This is a genomic window from Nocardia nova NBRC 15556 (assembly GCF_001613005.1).
Classification (GTDB): Bacteria; Actinomycetota; Actinomycetes; order Mycobacteriales; family Mycobacteriaceae; genus Nocardia; species Nocardia nova.
In genome coordinates this window covers 19,387-37,678 of the sequence record NZ_BDBN01000039.1, presented here as the reverse complement: position 1 = coordinate 37,678, position 18,292 = coordinate 19,387, and the positions used below count along the sequence as shown (strand labels likewise).

At 66.7% G+C, this 18,292-nt stretch carries 17 protein-coding genes and 3 pseudogenes; 9 read left to right on the top strand and 11 right to left on the bottom strand.

Annotated features, from left to right (window positions below):
• Positions 1-44: 44 nt before the first annotated feature.
• Positions 45-1,004: a patatin-like phospholipase family protein gene (locus tag NN2_RS16965; RefSeq protein WP_063014775.1), complete on the top strand. Its 960-nt coding sequence runs from the start codon at positions 45-47 to the stop codon at positions 1,002-1,004.
• Between the two features lie 245 nt (positions 1,005-1,249).
• Positions 1,250-1,697 (top strand): annotated as a pseudogene (locus tag NN2_RS36330) (DUF4158 domain-containing protein); the annotation flags it as partial.
• Here NN2_RS36330 and NN2_RS16955 read toward each other — a convergent pair.
• The 4 genes and pseudogenes from NN2_RS16955 to NN2_RS38610 all read right to left on the bottom strand — a co-directional run.
• A pseudogene (locus NN2_RS16955) lies at positions 1,681-2,502 on the bottom strand (APC family permease); the annotation flags it as partial. The pseudogenes NN2_RS36330 and NN2_RS16955 sit on opposite strands and share 17 nt — an antisense overlap.
• 143 nt (positions 2,503-2,645) lie before the next feature.
• Positions 2,646-2,798 (bottom strand): ArsR/SmtB family transcription factor, encoded by a 153-nt coding sequence (locus NN2_RS39210; RefSeq protein WP_218022030.1) that lies wholly within the window; start codon positions 2,796-2,798, stop codon positions 2,646-2,648.
• 109 nt (positions 2,799-2,907) lie between these two features.
• Positions 2,908-3,249 (bottom strand): annotated as a pseudogene (locus NN2_RS38615) (arsenate reductase ArsC); the annotation flags it as partial.
• Entirely contained in the window at positions 3,246-4,400 is a 1,155-nt protein-coding gene (locus NN2_RS38610) for a winged helix DNA-binding domain-containing protein (RefSeq protein ID WP_245658739.1), read from the bottom strand. The pseudogene NN2_RS38615 and the gene NN2_RS38610, both read right to left, overlap by 4 nt.
• A 138-nt stretch (positions 4,401-4,538) precedes the next feature.
• On the opposite strand from NN2_RS38610, the gene NN2_RS16945 reads away from it, so the two are divergent.
• From NN2_RS16945 to NN2_RS16930, 4 genes are all read left to right on the top strand, one after another.
• Complete coding sequence (locus NN2_RS16945) at positions 4,539-5,249, top strand: YoaK family protein (protein WP_082857036.1); 711 nt, start codon at positions 4,539-4,541, stop codon at positions 5,247-5,249.
• 177 nt (positions 5,250-5,426) lie between these two features.
• Positions 5,427-5,891 carry a DUF6325 family protein gene (locus NN2_RS16940; protein WP_063014771.1) on the top strand — a complete coding sequence of 155 codons (465 nt, stop codon included), beginning with the start codon at positions 5,427-5,429 and terminating at the stop codon, positions 5,889-5,891.
• 11 nt (positions 5,892-5,902) lie between these two features.
• Positions 5,903-6,169, top strand: a complete 267-nt coding sequence (locus NN2_RS16935) for an SHOCT domain-containing protein (RefSeq protein WP_063014769.1) — start codon at positions 5,903-5,905, stop codon at positions 6,167-6,169.
• Between the two features lie 38 nt (positions 6,170-6,207).
• Positions 6,208-6,741, top strand: a complete 534-nt coding sequence (locus NN2_RS16930; RefSeq protein WP_063910788.1) for an OmpA family protein — start codon at positions 6,208-6,210, stop codon at positions 6,739-6,741.
• A gap of 3 nt (positions 6,742-6,744) precedes the next feature.
• Here the strand turns inward: NN2_RS16930 and NN2_RS16925 are convergent, their stop codons facing one another.
• From NN2_RS16925 to NN2_RS16900, 6 genes are all read right to left on the bottom strand, one after another.
• Entirely contained in the window at positions 6,745-7,581 is an 837-nt protein-coding gene (locus NN2_RS16925) for a hypothetical protein (RefSeq protein ID WP_156511359.1), read from the bottom strand.
• A gap of 74 nt (positions 7,582-7,655) precedes the next feature.
• Positions 7,656-8,534, bottom strand: a complete 879-nt coding sequence (locus NN2_RS16920; RefSeq protein ID WP_063014763.1) for a phosphoribulokinase — start codon at positions 8,532-8,534, stop codon at positions 7,656-7,658.
• A gap of 26 nt (positions 8,535-8,560) precedes the next feature.
• Positions 8,561-9,637, bottom strand: coding sequence for a class 1 fructose-bisphosphatase (locus NN2_RS16915; protein ID WP_063014761.1), 1,077 nt, complete (start codon positions 9,635-9,637; stop codon positions 8,561-8,563).
• The gene (locus NN2_RS16910) at positions 9,622-10,650 is read right to left on the bottom strand and encodes an AAA family ATPase (protein WP_082857043.1); all 1,029 of its coding nucleotides are present in this window, start codon (positions 10,648-10,650) and stop codon (positions 9,622-9,624) included. Before NN2_RS16910 ends, NN2_RS16915 begins: the two co-directional genes overlap by 16 nt.
• 25 nt (positions 10,651-10,675) lie before the next feature.
• Positions 10,676-11,098 carry a ribulose bisphosphate carboxylase small subunit gene (locus tag NN2_RS16905; protein WP_063014759.1) on the bottom strand — a complete coding sequence of 141 codons (423 nt, stop codon included), beginning with the start codon at positions 11,096-11,098 and terminating at the stop codon, positions 10,676-10,678.
• Between the two features lie 41 nt (positions 11,099-11,139).
• Complete coding sequence (locus NN2_RS16900; protein WP_062964442.1) at positions 11,140-12,582, bottom strand: form I ribulose bisphosphate carboxylase large subunit; 1,443 nt, start codon at positions 12,580-12,582, stop codon at positions 11,140-11,142.
• A 192-nt stretch (positions 12,583-12,774) separates the two neighbouring features.
• Between NN2_RS16900 and NN2_RS16895 the strand changes: the two genes are divergently transcribed.
• A complete protein-coding gene (locus NN2_RS16895; protein WP_245007374.1) occupies positions 12,775-13,770 on the top strand; it encodes a LysR family transcriptional regulator in 996 nt (331 codons plus the stop codon).
• A 2-nt stretch (positions 13,771-13,772) separates the two neighbouring features.
• On the opposite strand, the gene NN2_RS16890 is transcribed toward NN2_RS16895, so the two are convergent.
• Entirely contained in the window at positions 13,773-15,830 is a 2,058-nt protein-coding gene (locus tag NN2_RS16890; RefSeq protein WP_146098557.1) for a TcpD family membrane protein, read from the bottom strand.
• A gap of 921 nt (positions 15,831-16,751) precedes the next feature.
• Between NN2_RS16890 and NN2_RS16885 the strand changes: the two genes are divergently transcribed.
• Both NN2_RS16885 and NN2_RS16880 read left to right on the top strand, forming a co-directional pair.
• Positions 16,752-17,210 (top strand): MarR family winged helix-turn-helix transcriptional regulator, encoded by a 459-nt coding sequence (locus NN2_RS16885; protein ID WP_030514401.1) that lies wholly within the window; start codon positions 16,752-16,754, stop codon positions 17,208-17,210.
• A gap of 98 nt (positions 17,211-17,308) precedes the next feature.
• On the top strand, positions 17,309-18,292 hold the full coding sequence (locus NN2_RS16880; RefSeq protein WP_063014749.1) for an aldo/keto reductase: 984 nt from the start codon (positions 17,309-17,311) through the stop codon (positions 18,290-18,292).

The window sequence follows — 18,292 nt, the reverse complement described above, 5'->3', positions numbered from 1 at the left end:
CGTGATAGACAGAGCTGAACGCAGTGATCGGAAGGTGTGGTGCGATGCCGGACAGTACACAGCCGACGGGTCCGGTGGAGCTGATCGCGCGACGCTTCCGCCGCGGCAGCGCCGCCGGCGAGCATCGCGATGGGGCCCGCCTGGCCCTGGTCATCGAGGGTGGCTCGGCGCGCGGTGTCTATTCGCACGGCATGGTGACCGGTCTGGAAGAACTCGGGGTGCTGCGGTGTTTCGACGCGGTCTACGGCGCCTCGGCCGGCGCGCTGAACGGGGCGTGGCTGCTGTGCGGGCGAGCGGCGCGGGCACGGCGCGCCTGGCATTCCGATGTGGTGCGGCGGGTGATCTCCCCGGCCCGGGCGTTGCGCGGCGGTCGGGTCGTGGACACCCGATATCTGGTGCACACCGTGTACGAGCGCGTCGTCCCGATGGATTTCGCGGCGATCCTCGGCAATGCGGTCACCTTCCACCCGATCGGCACCGATATCGCCGACGGCAGCGCCGTCGATCTGCGCCCACACATCAGCGATATCCCCACCCTGCAGCGCGCGCTGCGCGCCAGCACCTGCATGCCGGTTCTGGCCGGACGTCCTGTGGCGGTGGGCGACGGGCGCTACGTCGACGCCGGACTGTCCGAATCGGTGCCGATCACCACCGCCCGCGCCCAGGGCGCCACCCACATCGTGCTGCTGCGCACCCGGCGGGCCGATGAGAAGCCCAGCGTCCCTTCGGATTTCGAACGGCGCGTGGTCGCGCGGGCGCTCGGCGCTTCGGGCCCGAAAGTGGCCGAGAGCTGGTTCGCCCGCGCCGCGCAATTCGCAGCCGACGAGCACCGCATGACGGCCGACCCGTCGATTCTCCAGATCCGCCCACCCCTGGGCGCGCCAACGATCGGCCGGGTCGCCCGCGATTCCGCGGTTCTGTTGCGCGCCTTGGACCTGGGGCACGCGGCAACCTTGGCGGCGCTCGGCGGCGCGCTCGAATCCGCGGGAGACGTGGCAATCTGAGTCGGCTGCAACTGTCGAATCCACCCGAATCCCGGCAACGACCTGCGGCAACTCCCCTTGCGGATCGAGCCGGCTTACCTGTTCCGGGGCCAAGTCGGGGTCCCGGTAGCAACTGCCGAAAACACAACGGATATGGCGTAGCCGCGGTTGGCCGAGGCTGAATCACGGGTTCGGTCTGCGGTGATCGCTGGTTGCTGGTTGGGTTGGCTCCCAACGTTATTGGTTGGTGCCGGAGCTCAGGATTCGTGGCAACGCGGGTGTTCGCGGATGGGGATTTGGCGCGGCTGCGGGAGTTCCCGGAGATCAGCCGCGAGGAGCTGTTTCGGTACTTCACCCTGTCGCCGGCCGATGCCGCCTTCATCGATCCCGGGCGTGGTCGCGGTCCGGCCGATCGGCTCGGGATTGCGATCGCGTTGTGCACCCTGCCGTGGTTGGGGTTCGGGCCCGATCGCGTGGTGACCGCCCCGCCGGTGGCGGTGGCGCGGCTGGCCGAGCAGTTGAAGGTCCATCCCACCGAGTCGGGTGATCCGGCCAGGCCCGGTGAGCATGGTCGAACGCATCGCCCACGCCCGTGCGCAGGCCCAGTGCGAGACCTACGACCGTCTGGCCTACGAGTTCACTCCGGCCCGCTGCGGCGAGCTGGACGCGCTGCTGGTCACCGATGTGTCGCTGGGGGTCACGCCGCCGCGGTGGACCTGCGGCGAACGAGATAGATCGCGGCGCCGAGCACAACGACCGCGCTGCCGGTGAGCACCGACAGCGCTGGCAGCGTGCAGGCAAGGACCAGGCAGCCGACCAACCCGACCACGGGGATCAGCCGCGCTGGTCGGCCCTCGGATGGGGTCAGTGTCCAGGCGGCCGCGTTGGCGATCGCGTAGTAGAGCAGTACGCCGAAGGACGAGAACCCGATCGCGGCACGGACATCGGTGGTTGCGGCGGCGATGGCGACGATCGCGCCGACTGCCAGTTCGGCGTGATGCGGCACGCCGAATCGGGGATGGACCGCTGCCAGGGCGTGCGGTAGATGCCGGTCGCGGGCCATCGCCAGCGTCGTGCGCGAGACTCCGAGGATCAGGGCGAGCAGCGAACCGAGCGCGGCGATCACGGCTCCGATGCGCACCACCGGCTCGAGCCAGCCGACACCGGCAGCCGCCACCACGCTCGACAGCGGAGCGATCGTTTCCGACAATCCTTGCGGCCCGAGCACGCTCAGTGCCGCGACAAGCACAACCGCGTACACGAGCAAAGTGATTCCCAAGGCGAGCGGAATCGCGCGGGGAATCGTGCGGGCGGGGTCGCGGACCTCCTCACCGAGGGTGGCGATGCGCGCGTATCCGGCAAAGGCGAAGAACAGCAGTCCCGCTGCCTGCAACACCCCGACAACGGTGATGTCCGAACCCCATTGCAGCCGTGCGGCATCGGCGGTGCCGCAGGTGGAGGACGCGACCACCACCGCGGCGAGCACGGCCAGCACGATCGACACGATCACCCGGGTCAGCACCCGTCGCGCCTACGCCATCGCGATCGTCAAGACCGTCGACGCCCTCGACGAGCCCGGCCCGATCGGGCGCTCACGCGCCCTGGAACTCCCGGCGCGCCGCGGTCGGCAAATGGCTGCACTGGTGCGCTCGCGCAGAGGAACTACTCCAGCTCAACATCGAAGACCTGGATGGCGGTGACGAGGCCACCGTCGCGTAGTAGTCGCAGGTGGTAGGAGATCAGATTCTGTGGCTCGCCCACGCGGGCCACCAGCTCTCGCACGCGATAGTCGCTGTCCGACAGCTCGGTCAGCAACTGCCAGCGCAGCGGGTGCGCGGCGAGATGAACAAACTTCGGCGGCCGTGGCTTGAAACCTCGGGTACGTGGCGTCGTCGCTGCCGTGTGAGGCCGCCGGGTCGGGGATGCTCCAGTGGATCCATCGAGGGTCGTCACCGAAGTCCGGACAGACCTCCCGGGCCTTGTCGCATAGGGTGATCACCGCATCGAAGCGATGATCGGCGAGGGTGTCGAGGCGGCGGGGAAGGCGGCCGGCCAGGTCGATGCCGTACTCCTGCCGCAGCACTCGCACCGTGTCGGTATGCATGACCGGCTTCGGATTGCTTCCGGCGCTGAACGCCTCGACTCGGCCGCCCGTGCGCAAGCGCAACAGCTCTTCGGCGATCGCGGAGCGGGCGCTGTTGCCGGTGCAGACGAACAGCACCGCGAACGGCGTCGAGGGTTCGAATGCGGTGGGCGCGGGCGTCATTCGCAAGGCCGGGTGCAGTACTGTCCCGGCTCCGGCGAGCAGCTCGGCGCTGTGGTCCAGGTCCAGGTGGTAGTAGCTGTCTCGGCCGTCGTGACTGCTGCGCGTCGGAGTAGCTCCGAGTCGACATGTTCGTCGTCGAACATGCTCACGGTGAGTGTGTTGTCGATGGTTTCCCACGTTCCGGCGATCCGGCCACCGACGAGGACCAGGGGCGAGATCCAGCCGGCGGTCCGGCTGACCTTCGTGCGATGGGCCGGAGGGAGGAGGACCGGATCCGTGGTGCCGGGGCCGAGAACGTATTGGTCGAAGGGACCGAGCAGGCGGACGCTGTCGGTGGGAGTGGTGGCGGCCAGATCGGCGGCGTCCTCGGTGCGGATCCAGGTCCGGCGGCCCTCGACATCGACTTCGGTGAGTTCGGATCCCAGATCGGAGAACCATTGGCGCACAGTGGTTTTGCGCAACACGCCGCGGATGAGCCAGGCGTTGAACGCCTCCGGCGTGCCCGGACCGTAGGCGCCGAGATAGGCGTGGATCAGGCGTGACGCCGCGATGTCGGTGGGCGGCAGGCCGCTCCAATCGCTCACCGCATGCGCCGGGGCGGTGAAGGTCACCGATGATCCGCGAGCGGGCCCGTAACACAGCACCCCCTGCCAGGCCAGCGGTTTCAACAGCGCGCCCCAGCCGGACCGCAACTGCTCACCCATCGCCGCGAAGCGGCGGTCACGTACCAGTTCGTCGACCAGTTCCGTCCGGCTCAGCACGGCGCCGCCGTCGAGCAGTTCGGCGACCGCGTCGGTCAGCGCCTTCACTTCCCCGGGGTCGGCGCCGAAATTGCGTTGCCACGCGGGCTTCTCCCAGGTGCGCGCCGAGGCGATCAGAGCCAGTGCGGCGGCCGCGGTCTCGGGTGTCATCGCGTGCAGCGTGCCGCGCATCGCCCACGTCTTCAGCAGCTCGCCGGCGTCGAGAGCACGGACGAGCTCTCCGGGTGCTCCCCCGCGCCGCACGGCCACCGCGGTCTCCGCGGCGGACGTCACCTGCGCCTGCACCCCGGCCAGTCGCCGCGCCACCGCGACCGCATCCCCGCCGTCACGCGCTTCGACGAAGCCTCGCCGCAATCGCCACGCGAACACCTGACCCCATGTGACCTTCACCGCACCTCCCACGTCCGCACACCCGCCGATCCGCGCGCTCACATTACGGCTCGCCACCGACAACCACGGAGGCGTGACGCCTCGCACACCTCGAGGGCAATTCATGCGTGTTTGTGCATGTATTGCTAGTCTGTTGCCGTGACTCCTAAATCCGAAGACTCCCCCGAGCCGTTCTGGACGCTGGAGACCCGGCTCGCCTCGGCACTGCTGATCCTGGCCGGATTCGTGGGCGCGGCCGCCTACACCCACTCCGAGGGCTATTTCGTCACGTTCATGACCGGCAACACCGAGCGTGCCGTCATCGGCGGATTTCTCGGCGACTACACCCTCGCGGCCGGCGCCTTCGCCCTGATCGTGTTCTTTCTCGCCGGCGTCCTGGTGGCCTCGATCTGCCGCCGGCACTGGTGGCGCAATCATCCGCACGGCGCGACCATGCTCGCCACCGCCGCCCTCACCGCGGCCGCCGTCCTCGACACGATTCTCTACCGGCACGACTCCGATCTCGGACTGGTGCCGATCCTGCTCGTCTCGTTCGCGATGGGGTCGCTGAACACCTCGTTCGTCAAGAAGGGCGAGGTGTCGATCCCGGTCACCTACGTCACCGGAACCCTGGTGAAATTCGCTCAGGGCGTGGAGCGGCATATGGCCGGCGGCACCCATCGTGAATGGCTGGGCTACGCGGTGCAGTGGCTGTCGTTCGCCGCCGGCGCCTTGATCGGCGGTCTGGTCTCGCTGGTCGTCGAGGGCGGCGACATGCTCTACACCGCCGTCATCGCCTCCGCGATCGTGGCCGCCTACACCTGGCGCGCGGACCTCAGCTGGGTGCAGCGCCATCCCTCGTCGGACTGACGCGCGCTCCTGCGAGTAACGGGCGCGGCCGTGGTATCTGCGCGACCGGCGGCACCGAATCATAGATGTCAGGTCGTCTCGCCGGCCGCGTTCGCGCTGTCGCCGACCCGCCCGGACCTGGGTTGCGGTGGAGGTAGGTCTCAGAGGGTTCGTATCAGAGGGTCAGGCGTCGGAGAAATGAGGTATCCGGTGAACACTGCTGCCGATATCGACGAGATGGGTCCGATCGACTATCTCGTCATCGAGTTTCCCGCCGACCGGCAACCGGACGGATCGGCGTTGCCGCTGCTGCGAGATCTGGTGGACCGCGGTGTCATCCGAGTCCTGGATCTGGCCTTCGTGCACAAGGATGCCGACGGTTCGCTGACCGGGATCGACATCGCCGATGTCGGGTTGACCGGAGACCTGGATGTGACCCTGTTCGCCGAGGCGGCGACCGGGTTGCTCGACGAGGGTGATCTGCGCGAAGCCGGTAACGCCTTGGAGCCCGGCCATTCGGCCGCGGTCCTCCTCTACGAGAACGCGTGGGCGGCCCCACTGGCGGTCGCGTTGCGGCGCAACGGCGCCGAACTCGTCGCGTCCGGTCGCATTCCGGTGCAGGCCATCCTCTCGACCCTCGACAAACTCGAGGCTGATACCTAAGGAGAAGCAGCATGCCCGGACTACTTCGTGGCGTCGCCCGCACCGCGGTGGTCGCCGGAACGGCCACGGCCGTATCCAATCGCGTGTCGCGCCGTCAGGGCCAGCGCTGGGCCGCGCAGGAGGAGTATCAGTACCAGCAACAACCGCCGCCGCCCGCACCGAGCGGCGGGGGCACCGACCGCATCGCCGCCCTGAAGCAATTGGGCGAGTTGAAAGCCCAGGGGGTGCTCACCGAGCAGGAATTCGAATCGGAGAAGGCGCGCATTCTCGCGTCGTGACCACCGGGCGCCACCACACGGAGATCAGGAGAAGCAGCATGAAACTCGTCAAGGCGGTAGCAGTGCTGGCGACCGGTGCGGCAGCGCTGATTCCGATCGCCGCATGTTCCTCGGACAACAACAGCAGTCCGGCCACGGTCACCACGACCACGGAGCACGGCGAGCACACCGATATGCGAAGCAGTCTCGCCACCACGGCCTCGTCGGTGGTCGGCTCGGCCCTCAACTCCGCGCAGCAGGCGGTGCAGAACGCGATCAACAGCGTCCTGTCCGCGGCGCCGATCACCTTCGACAAGGGCAGCTCCGATCTGAGCCCGACCGACGTCGCCACGATCAAAGCGGTGGCGCTTCCGCTCAAAGGCAACGACACCGCGGTGAAGATCGAAACCTACGCCGTCGACTCGAACTCCGGGGCGGCCGACTCGCTCGCCGAGGCGCGGGGCAACAACGTCGCCACGGCCCTGCAGAACGAGGGGATCGACAAGGGGCGCATCTCCGTCCACGCGGAGGGCAATCCGATCGAGTCGAACGTGCAGATCGATCAGGCGACGATCTCCGTCACCATGAAATAGCCGTCACCGTTCGGCGGCCGGCTCGCCGCCCTCCGCCTCCATGCGCGTCGGGCCGGGCATCAGCACCTTGGTGATCGTCGCCGCCCCGACCACCACCAGCGACAGCACGAAAAGCCAACTGATGGCGGTGAACACCGGGCCCAGCAGCCCGAACTTGGCCTGCGCGGACGCCGTGATCTTCGGCAGTACCAGACGTCCCGCCGCCCGGACCGCCGTCAGTCCGACAGCTGTCAGTGCCCCGGTCGTCCACAGTGCCGGCCCGCGCAGCTTGCCCAGCGTGAGCAGGTACGCGCAGAGGGTCCACACGATCATCCACACCAGCAACTCGCCGCCGACGGTGAGAGGCAGCCCGAAGTAGCGCAGTCCGGCGAGTTCGCGCACGGCCCCGATGGTCGCCGCCGAGAATGCGACGACGAGCAGGACCACCGGCCAACGCCAGGCATCGCGCAAACCGATCGCCGGCACATCCCACAGCTTGCCGTAGATCCGGGCGAGGGTTTTGGCGAACGAGGCGCCGCTGATCACGACCATCAGCAACCCGACGACCCCGAACGCGGCGAATGTCGGATCGCTTGCCGCGACGACACCGAAGGCGGACCGGAACGTCGCCCGGTCCAGGCCCAGCTGGTCATCGATCGCGCGGGTCGCGAGATCCAGCTGGGAGAAGACGGACCCGGCGATGATCACGGGCAGCACGCAGGTGAAGATCTTGGCCGCCAGCGTCATCGATCGATCCACGATTTCGATATCGGCGAATTCGCCGATCACCTGCCGGAGCGGCCCGGACCAGGAACCCGGTGAACCCCGGCGCGCCACGGCCGTCGTGGCGCTCAGATTCATCGACCACATACCGTCGATTCAACTCCGGCCGATGCGTGTGCGCGAGCGCCGAAACAACGATATTCGTGGCCGGGTTATGCGCGCGGGCCGGGTCGCTTGTCCATCAACCGCAGAATGAGCGGGGTGAAGATCAGCTGCATCGCCAGATCCATCTTGCCGCCCGGCACCACGATGCAGTTCGGGCGCGACATGAACGAATCGTGCAGCATCGACAGCAGATACGGGAAATCGATCACCTTCGGATCGGCGAAACGGATCACGACGAAACTCTCGTCGGCGGTCGGAATGCTGCGGGCGGTGAACGGATTCGAGGTGTCCACGGTCGGCACCCGTTGAAAATTGACGTACGTGCGCGAGAACTGCGGGCAGATGTACTTCACGTAGTCGGGCATGCGCCGCAGGATCGTATCGATCACCGCCTCGCTGGAATAGCCTCGCTCGGTCTTGTCACGAATGACCTTCTGAATCCATTCCAGGTTCACGATGGGCACCACACCCACCAGCAGATCCGCGTAACGCGCCACATCGACGGTGCCGGTGACCGCGGCGCCGTGCAACCCCTCGTAGAACAGCAGGTCGCTGCCGGGGGCGAGTTCCTCCCACGGCGTGAACGTGCCCGGTTCCAGTCCGTAGGGTTTGGCCTCGGTCTCGTCGTGCAGATATTTGCGTACCAGGCCGACGCCGGACTGGCCGTAATCGCGAAAGAGGCTTTCCAGTTCGGTGAGCAGATTGGCCTCCGGGCCGAAATGCGAGAAATGCAGGTTCAGATCGGCTTCGGCCTCGGCCATCGCCGCCTGCATTTGGCCGCGATCGTAGCGATGGAACGAATCCCCCTCCACGATCGCGGCATTGATGCCCTCCCGCCGGAAGATCTCCTGGAAGGTCCGGGTGACACTGGTCGTTCCGGCGCCGGAGGAACCGGTAATGGCGACCACGGGATGCTTGCGCGACATGACGTCTCGATTCGATCAGCCGGCGTTCAATGGCGCGCCGGTCGGAACAGGGTGCGGGTGCCGAACAACGACGCGTCGAACGGTGGCCCGGCATCGGGTTCACGGTGATAGCGCTCGATCCGGCGCACCTCGTTGAGCGATCCGAAAACCAGCGGGATCTGCTGATGCAGGTGCTCGGGAATCACCTCGAGCACCCGTTCATGGCCGGTGGTCGCGGCACCGCCGGCCTGTTCGATGACAAAGGCGATGGGATTGGCGCCGTAGAGCAGCGAGACCCGCCCCGGCCGGCCGGGATCGCGGGTGTCGTACGGATACAGGTAGACCCCGCCGCGGGTGAGGATATGGAAGGCGTCGGCGACCAGCGACGCCACCCAGCGCATATTGAAGTCGCGCGACCGCGGCCCCTCCACCCCGTCGAGACATTCGTGCACATAACGCCGCACCGGGCGCTGCCAGAACCGCTCGTTGGCGGCATTGATCGCGAATCCCGAGGTGTCCTCCGGAATGCGCATGCGGGGATGAGTGAGGACGAAGGCGCCGATCTCCCGATCGAGAGTGAATCCGTCGACTCCGCTGCCGGTGGTGAGAACCAGCATCGTCGCCGGGCCGTACAGCGTGAATCCCGCGCACACCTGCCGTACGCCCGGTTGCAGAAAATCCGCCGCCTGCGGCGCCCGCCCGTCCTCCGGTGCGCGCAGCACACTGAATATCGTGCCGACCGGCAGGTTCACGTCGATATTCGAGGAGCCGTCCAGGGGATCGAAGGCCAGCATGTATTTGCCTCGGCGCACCTCCCCCGGCACCGGATGGAATCCGTTCATCTGTTCCGACAGCAGCGCCGACAACGGCCCGCTCGATTCGGATTGCTCCACCATGATGTCGTTGGCGATGGCGTCCATGCGCCGATGCAGGCTCACCGGCGGATCCGTGCCGTCGGTTGCGCCGAGCGCGCCCACGATGCGACCGCGGGTCACCTGATTGGCGATGATCTTCGCCGCGGTGGACACCACATTGAGCAGCGCGGAGAATTCCCCGGAAGAACCGGGATGCCGATGTTCCTGTTCGATCGTGTAGCGGGTGAGGGTTTTCATTCCGTCGGGCATGCCACCTCCTCCGCGGCACGCGCACCATCGCCGAAAACGCTGCTGCCGTAGATGTCTTCGGCCGTCAGCGTCATCAGATCGGCCTTGCCGAGCGGGCGATGCTCCTGCACGAGCCGATTGGCCTGGCGCAGCCGGCACCGGTCCACGGCGTTGCGGACACTGCGCGCATTCGCGAACCGCGGCCGCGCCATCCGCGCATCCAGGTAGTCGTCGAAGGCCGCTGCCGCCGAATCGCCGAACCGGAAATTCTGCTGTGCCACCATCACTTCCGCGATCGCCAGCAGTTCCTCGCGCGTGTAGTCCGGGAATTCGATGTGGTGGGCCACCCGCGAGGACAAACCGGGATTCGCGGAGAAGAACGTCTCCATCCGGTCCGGATATCCGGCGAAGATCACCACCAGGCTGGAACGTTCGGTCTCCATCTCCTGCAGCAGGATCTCGATGACCTCCTGTCCGTAGTCCCGCTCGTTCTCCGGCCGGAACAGGTAATAGGCCTCGTCGATGAACAGCACTCCCCCCGCCGCTTTGGCCAGTGCCTCCTTGGTCTTGGGGGCGGTGTGGCCGATGAACTGGCCCACCAGGTCGTCACGGGTCACCGTGTGCACCTTCGGTTTCCGGATGTAGCCGAGGGCATGCAGCATCTCCGCCATCCGCAGGGCGACCGTCGTCTTCCCGGTGCCGGGACCGCCGGTGAAACTCATATGCATGGTGGGACGGTCGGCCTGCAATCCGAACCGCTGCCGGGCCCGGTCGATCAGCAGCAACGCCGCGATCTCGCGCACCCGCTGCTTGACCGTGGCCAGCCCGATCAGTTCCGCATCGAGGCGGGCCAGGGTGTCCTCGACGTTCTTACCGGCCAGATCCGTCGACAGATCGACGGTCGCGTCGTCGGCCAGCGTGATTTCCGACGGGTCGGGATCCGCGGGCGGCTCGATGTGATTCGCACCCGCACCGCTCGCCCCGGGCCGGTACATCCGGAATCCCGATCCGCTGCCCGGTGTGCCGCCGGACATCGCCGGCCTCCCGTCCACCATCGCCTCAGTCCCGGTAGCGCGCGCCCGCGGGCACGTCGGTGGCGTAGGACCGCAGGCCGTAGTGCTGCCGGCGATCCTCGGTCTCGGTGCGTACCACCAGGAAGCCCGGTTCGTCGGCGGGCCGCTGCACCAGGAAACTCAGTGCGGTCGTCTGCCTGCCGTAACTCGCGTCGTAGGCGTTGACGCGGATGTAGTGGTGCGGGAACGTCGAACGGCAGGCGTTCACCTCGGCGAGCACACCGTCGGGTTCGTCGAGGTCGAACAGCGGCAACCCCCACATCTCCCAGTAGACGTTGCGTGGATGCGGATCGTCGGTGTACTCGATCGAGACGGGCCAGTTGTTGAGCAGCGCATAGCGGATCTGAGCGCCGATTTCGGTATCGGTCAGGTCGGGCAGATGGGAGAACGTCCCTTGACGCAGATGCATTGCGTCTCCTTGTGTGTCGTCGGGTCGATCGGGCCGGGCGGTCAGGCGGTGACCGTCGGTACCGCGTCGGGGGCGTCGGTGGAGGTGTAGTCGAAGGTGACATCGCCCCAGGTCGCGAGCGCGACGTCCAGTGACGGACAGATCCTCGCGGCGGCGCGCAGGGCGTCGGGCCCCTCCTTCAGCAGATCGCGACCTTCGTTGCGCGCCTTGACCATTGCCTCCAGGGCGACCCGGTTGGCCTCCGCGCCCGCGGCGATACCCATCGGGTGGCCGATGGTGCCGCCGCCGAACTGCAGGATCGCGTCGTCGCCGAACAGATCCAGCAGTTGATGCATCTGTCCCGCGTGGATTCCGCCCGATGCCACCGGCATCACTCCGGGCAGACTCGCCCAGTCCTGGTCGAAGAAGATGCCGTTGCGCGGATTGGCCGGAATGTGGTTGTCGCGCAACGTATCGTAGAAACCCTTCACCGTGTGCGGGTCCCCCTCGAGCTTGCCGATGACGGTGCCGGCGTGCAGGTGATCCACGCCGATGAGGCGGCACCATTTCGCCAGCACCCGGAAGCTGACACCGTGGGTCTTCTGCCGGGTGAACGTCGAATGCCCGGCCCGGTGCAGATGCAACAGCATGCCGTTGCGCCGCGCCCACTTCGACATCGACTGCATCGCCGTGTAGCCGACGGTGAGGTCCATCATCACGATCACGCTGCCGAGCGATTTCGCGAACTCCGCGCGCTCGTACATATCCTCCATCGTGGCGGCCGTGATATTGAGATAATGACCCTTCAATTCTCCCGTTTCCGCGGTCGCACGGTTCACGCCCTCCATGGCGAACAGATAGCGATCGCGCCATCGCATGAACGGCTGCGAGTTGATGTTCTCGTCGTCCTTGGTGAAATCGAGGCCGCCCTTACACGCCTCGTACACCACCCGTCCGTAGTTGCGCGCCGAGAGGCCGAGTTTCGGCTTCACGGTCGCCCCCAGCAACGGCCGGCCGTACTTGTTCAGATATTCCCGTTCCATAACGATTCCGTGCGGCGGTCCCTGAAAGGTCTTGACATAGGCCACCGGAATACGCATGTCCTCGAGCCGCAATGCCTGGAGCGGTTTGAAACCGAAGACATTGCCGATCACCGAGGACGTGAGATTGGTGATCGAGCCCTCTTCGAAAAGGTCCAGATCATAGGCGATATAGGCGAAATACTCTCCCGGCCGCCCCGGTACCTCCTCGACCCGATAGCATTTGGCCCGGTAGCGGTCGTGCGCGGTGAGCCGGTCGGTCCACACGACAGTCCATGTGGCAGTGGAGGATTCGCCGGCCACGGCAGCTGCCGCCTCGATCGGGTCCACCCCCGGTTGCGGCGTCACCCGGAACACCGCCAGCACATCGGTATCGCACGGTTGATAGTCCGCGTCGTAATAGCCCATCGACGCATACGAGTGCACGCCCGGATCCCAGCGGTCACGAGTCGATTCGTCGGTCATCGGTCCTCCTGTATTTTGCGGGACACCCGCACCCGGTCGGCGTCGCGAGCCGCTGCGCGAATCTCACCTGCGACACCTCTTGGGATGGTGCGGCGAGTGCGCAGATTCAGGATGCGGGCACCGCCCGGCGAGGACAATTCGATTGTTTCCGGTCTCGCTCAACCGAATCGTTGAGTTTGCTACCGTCTGTAGATGGGAACGGTGAGTGCGGTCCGAATGGAAACGTTCCTGGCTGTGGCCCGGCACAACAGCATTCGGCGCGCCGCTGCGCAACTGCACATCACCGAGGCGGCCGCATCGGCGGCGGTGGCACATATCGAAAAGCAGCTCGGCGCGAAACTGATCGCGAAATCCGGACGCGGTATCGCACTCACCGAGGCGGGGCGGGTCTATGCCGAATACTGCCGCAGCATCCTGGGTTTGATGAAAGAGGCGCATGCCGCGGTCCGCCGCGCCGAAACGGGGCGGTTGCGTATCGGGGTGGTGGCGACCGCCGGGGAATACGTGCTGCTGCGGCTGCTGGTGTCGTTTCGCGACCGCTACCCCGAGATCGAACTGGGTCTGTCGATCCACCCGCGCGATCTGCTGTTCATCGAATTACAGCACCACGAAACCGATCTCGTGATCGCCGGGCGTCCGCCGCGCGACACCGGACTGGTGGTGCGGGCGCGCCGGCCCAGCCGCCTGGTCGTGGTGGGAGCGCCGGGACGATCCCACGATCCGCGCACCACGACCTGGCTGTTGCGCGGCCCCGGCTCGGGCACCAGGGACACCACATTGGCCCTGCTGGATCGGCTGCAGATCCGCCCACCCGCCCTCACCCTCGGCACCCACGGCGCCGTCCTGGCCGCCGCCCGGGAAGGGCTGGGGATCACGCTGATTCACAGCGACGCGGTGGAAGCCGATGTGGCGCAAGGCAATCTGGTCGTCGTGCCGGTCGAGGGAACACCGCTGGACCGGCCGTGGCATGCGGTGACGACCGGCACCCCGACTCCGGCGGCGCGCCTGTTCGTCGCGCATATGGTCGATCCTGCCCGGGTGGGTGACCACGCCTTCCACCCGACCACCGACCACCCCGCCGGCCCCTTGCCGACCACCTCCGCCGCCCCCGACCCGGCCCCGAAGCGTCATTCGGCCACGCGACGCCCCGGCACCGGACCGGAAGTGTCTCCACGGCCGGAGCCGTAGCGTCACGGCTGCCAGGGATCGGCGCCCATCTCGGGCTTGAGATGGTGCAGATTGGTGATCCGGCGTGCGGATTCCCGCAACTGGCGCCTGTGCTGCTCCAACGCGGGGTCGTTGGTCACCACCGACCGGTGATATCTCTCCGCGATCGCCAGGTGGTTCTCGGCCAATCGGTTGCCGATGTAGTAGCGGGTGTCGCGACCGGCATTGTTCCACTGGTCCGGAGTGATCCGGCGTATCGCCGTCTCGGAGTCCCAGGATCGCTCGACCAGCCGCACGAAATTGTGATCGATCGCGGCGCCGTCCTCGGGAGCGTTGGCGTGGCGCCTGAAGTTGGCCGCGGCCACCACCGCCTGCGCGGAGAAAGCCTCGTGCGCGCGATCGCCGACGTGGTTGTCGACGGCCATCGACGCGGCGAGCGCCTTTTGCAGCGGGGCGAACCCGTACGGCGACGCGTCCCGGAGGCTCGCCTTCTGCACGGCCAATGCCCGCAGCGCGTCGATGACTCCCTGATCGGTGGCTCCGGTCGCCAAAAGGGTGGGAGCGAGGTACAGATCCGGCACCCGGCTGTCGGTCAACCCGTCCAGCGCGTTGGCCACGCCGAGGGTCGACTCCAAACCGTCGCCGCCGGCGCGCGCGAGCGCCTTCTCGCGCCAGTTCAGCCGGTTCAGCTGGAGCCATTGCGCACCCTCGCGGTTCAGGGGCGCGCTGTCCATATTCGCCAGATCCGCGCGCTTGCGCCGTAGCGCGAACGGATTCAGCGGTCCCATGGTGCGCCCGGCGGCCCAGGCGGCGATCGGTGACGAGTTCAAGGTGTTCAGGGCCGCCACGGTGGTCAAAAGCTTCGTCGGAGAATGCCCGCCGGATCCGCCACCGGGCATGCCGAGGGCGGTCTTTCCCCCGGCCCCCGTGGCGAAGCCACCCTGGGTCGCGAGTGCGAATCGGTTGGCGATCCAGTCGTTTCCTCTGTCCAGGTTGAAATCGAGGCGGCGCAGCTGCGTGATCGCGATGATCTCGACACACACGACGATTATCAGAACCGCGAACACCTGGCCCTGCGCCTGGTCGAACAGGCCGCCGAGAAGGACGAGATATATCCCGAGAAATATAATGAAGGCCACCATTTTGAATCCGGACACGAAGGAATGCACGAGACTTCGCACCAGATGCGTCTGGGTGGGTCCGTATATGAATCCGCCGGCGGCGAACCCGAATATCGTCATGAACGCGTAGTAGATGGCGTCGAACGCCGTGCGCATGATTTTGAGTGCCATGTAGACGCCGAACAGGATTGTTATCAAGCCGCAGAGGATCAGCACCAGGCCGGTACCGACCTGCGACATCGTCGGATGGTCGATGCGGTGGATCGCATCCATGTCATGACAGTTCTCCAGGCCCGAGTGCAGCAGATTCTTGCTGCCGGCCGTGATTCCGGCGGTCCACGCGTTCCGGCACGCGGAATTGCCGTCGATGACATGTCCGAAATTCCATACCTGCACCGGCTTGCGTACCAAGTTGTCCGCCAGGCCGCTCTGGATGTTCTTCACGAATTCACCGGCCGCGGGCATGGATCGGCCTTGCAGGCCCGCTACCACGGCAATGCCGAGGTCGCGGCCCTGGGCCATCAGTCCGTCGGAGGAGAGGACATCGGCCAGCGGGTTCGCCAGGAAGAACGGTCCGGCTATGCCGATGAGAATCATCGTGACCGCTTGTGACGTGGCTTTGGAATGGAATCCGCGCACGACGAACCAGGCCACGACGAGTGCGCCGATGGTTGCCGCGGTGACGAGCATCATCGGAGTCGCAAGCTGTTCGGTGAGTGCGGAGGCCAGCCCGCGCAGCGGGTTTGCCAGCATATCCAGCCATTTGAAGCTGAGGGCCATGCCGATGAGCCATATGGCGGTCGTCATGATGACGACGTACAGGATCAGTTCGAACCCGAGAGCCGACCACAACACCGTGGTGCCGGGATGCAGTATTCCGGGGTCTTTCGTGGCGAATTGATAGTTCGCCAGCGGGGCCCCGGTGGAATCGTGTATCTGCATCCAACTGACGGCATCCACGGACGAACTGTCGTCTCCGGTATCGGTACCGGGTTGCGCCCGCGCCATTCCGATCATGCCAGGCGGTGCGAGGACGGCCAGCACCGAGAGAAACAGGAAAAGAAAGAGCCGGCGGCGTATCGGCGAAATGCCGGGCTTCGACGGACTCGCCATCGGCTGTGAAGCTGCGGTAATGCGATCGATTCTCATCGGTCGTGCCAACTTCCGGTAAGAGAGCAGCGTTGTAGCCGTGCCGAAAGCCGCCCTTCGACTCGGGGCGTTTTTTACATGCTCGGACTACCCGCCGCTCGCATTGTCGAGGGGGTTCACACAGGTGACGCGCGGCCGGAACCCGAGCCGCCGCAGACAGAATTCGGCTACGGAGCCCAGCGTTCCGGCTTCGATATCAGTGCTGTTGCAGACTGCGATGCCGACAACCAGTGCAACGCAGACGGAAAGGCGTGATCACCCGAGTCGCGTCGTCATCGCAAGCGACGGCGACCGCGTCTCCAGGCGGTGAAACGGCGATCGACGTTACATCGCGAGCTCAGCTCGAGCGCGGGCGTCCCACTCGGGGTTTCGAGTGGTCGAAGCGCTGTGTTGCGCGCGGAGTTCGTTTGCCGCTGTGTTCATCGCCGTCCTGAGTCCGTTAACCCATTATTCAAGTCCAAGATACCCTGTGCCCGAGGCATTTTCGACTCTCCAGGCCTGGGACGCCGGGCCCGGAACGTCCGCCGTCGATCCGGCCGGCAGCGTGTCGCGCGGGAACAGTGCGCAACCGCCACGCGGAACGCGGCCGGGTCGGCCGAAGAAACACGCGGCGCCGTCGATGAGCAGGCCGAACGCGTCGGGATCGAGCGGGAGGGCATACTTACTGAATCGGATATCGCCGACGGTGCGGCTGCCGACGGTCCCAGCACACGCGTAGGAGCGACAACGCCCATGATCCAGCAGGAGCGCGCACGCAGCGCGGAGGAACTTGCCGAGGCGGCGGATCTGTATTTCGCGCTCGGCAGGATCACCCGGCTCCTGCGGCGCTCCGGCGACCTGGGTTCGCTGAGCCCCGGTTCGGCGGCGGCACTGGGCACGCTGGTCCGCAGCGGTCCGATGCGACTGGGCGATCTGGCCGCCGCCGAACACGTCACCGCCCCCACGATGTCGCGCATCGTGTCGGGTCTGGAGAAGTACGGATACCTCGAACGCACCGCCGACCCGGCCGACGGCAGAGCTCAGTTGCTGACCGTCACCGAACAGGCGAAATCACTGGTCAACGGACTCACATCGGCCCGGATCCAGCGCTTCGCCGCCGCCCTCGACGATATCGATCCGCAGCAGCGCCGCACGCTCGGCGACGCACTGGCCGTGCTCGTCGCACGGCTCGACGACGACGGCTCCCGGTAACGGCTTGACTTGGAGCGCACTCCAAGTCGTAGCGTCGGCCTCGTGAGTTCGCAGGGACTCACCATCCAATCCGATGGCACCTCAGGAGGACCGCTCGCATGATCGCGACCAGGAAACTCGGCGAATTGACCGTCGGCGCACAGGGACTCGGCTGCATGGGCATGAGCCAGGCCTACGGTGTGCGCGACAACGACGAGGAGTCGATCGCCACCATCCATCGCGCCCTCGACCTCGGGGTGACCCTGCTCGACACCGCGAACGTCTACGGCGCCGGCGCCAACGAGGAGTTGGTGGGCCGGGCCATCGCCGGTCGGCGCGACCAGGTGGTCCTCGCGACCAAATTCGGCATCGTGTGGGGCGAGGGCGGGAGCATGGGCGCCCGGGGCGACGCCGCCTACGTCGCGCAGTCCTGCGACGAATCGCTGAAGCGCCTCGGCGTGGACCACATCGACCTGTACTACCAGCACCGCGTCGACCCGAATGTGCCGGTCGAGGAGACCTGGGGCGCGCTGTCGGAGCTGGTCACCGCGGGTAAGGTCCGCTACCTCGGCATCTCCGAGGCTTCCGCGCAGACCATCCGCCGCGCGCACGCCGTACATCCGGTGACCGCACTGCAGAGCGAATGGTCGCTGTGGACGCGCGGTATCGAAGCGGAGGTTCTGCCCACCTGCCGTGAACTCGGCATCGGAATCGTGCCGTTCTCCCCGCTCGGGCGCGGCTTCCTCACCGGCTCGATCACCTCCACCGCCGATCTGCCCGCCGACGACCTGCGCCGCGCGCTGCCCCGCTTCGCCGACGACAACATCGACCGCAACCTGGCCGTCGTCGCCGAACTGCGTGCGATGGCGGAGGAAAAGGGCGTGACCGCAGGACAATTGGCGCTGGCCTGGGTCCAGTCCCGCGGTGACGACGTGGTCCCGATTCCGGGCACCAAGCGCCGCACCTATCTCGAGCAGAATGTGGCGGCCACCGAGATCGAGCTCAGCGCCGAGGATCTGGCGCGGATCGAGGCCGCCGCCCCGGCCGATGCCTTCGCCGGAGCCCGGTATCCCGAGCACCTGGCCCGCGCCGCCGGCAAGTAG

Bases quoted from the DNA above. Each gene is read 5' to 3' on its own strand.
- NN2_RS16965 (WP_063014775.1), top strand. From the start codon at position 45: ATGCCGGACAGTACACAGCCGACGGGTCCGGTGGAGCTGATCGCGCGA.
- NN2_RS16920 (WP_063014763.1), bottom strand. From the start codon at position 8,534: ATGTCGCGCAAGCATCCCGTGGTCGCCATTACCGGTTCCTCCGGCGCC.
- NN2_RS16935 (WP_063014769.1), top strand. From the start codon at position 5,903: ATGCCCGGACTACTTCGTGGCGTCGCCCGCACCGCGGTGGTCGCCGGA.
- NN2_RS16905 (WP_063014759.1), bottom strand. From the start codon at position 11,098: ATGCATCTGCGTCAAGGGACGTTCTCCCATCTGCCCGACCTGACCGAT.
- NN2_RS16900 (WP_062964442.1), bottom strand. From the start codon at position 12,582: ATGACCGACGAATCGACTCGTGACCGCTGGGATCCGGGCGTGCACTCG.
- NN2_RS16915 (WP_063014761.1), bottom strand. From the start codon at position 9,637: ATGCCCGACGGAATGAAAACCCTCACCCGCTACACGATCGAACAGGAA.
- NN2_RS16925 (WP_156511359.1), bottom strand. From the start codon at position 7,581: ATGAATCTGAGCGCCACGACGGCCGTGGCGCGCCGGGGTTCACCGGGT.
- NN2_RS16940 (WP_063014771.1), top strand. From the start codon at position 5,427: ATGAGGTATCCGGTGAACACTGCTGCCGATATCGACGAGATGGGTCCG.
- NN2_RS16885 (WP_030514401.1), top strand. From the start codon at position 16,752: ATGATCCAGCAGGAGCGCGCACGCAGCGCGGAGGAACTTGCCGAGGCG.
- NN2_RS16895 (WP_245007374.1), top strand. From the start codon at position 12,775: ATGGGAACGGTGAGTGCGGTCCGAATGGAAACGTTCCTGGCTGTGGCC.
- NN2_RS16910 (WP_082857043.1), bottom strand. From the start codon at position 10,650: ATGTCCGGCGGCACACCGGGCAGCGGATCGGGATTCCGGATGTACCGG.
- NN2_RS16880 (WP_063014749.1), top strand. From the start codon at position 17,309: ATGATCGCGACCAGGAAACTCGGCGAATTGACCGTCGGCGCACAGGGA.
- NN2_RS16930 (WP_063910788.1), top strand. From the start codon at position 6,208: ATGAAACTCGTCAAGGCGGTAGCAGTGCTGGCGACCGGTGCGGCAGCG.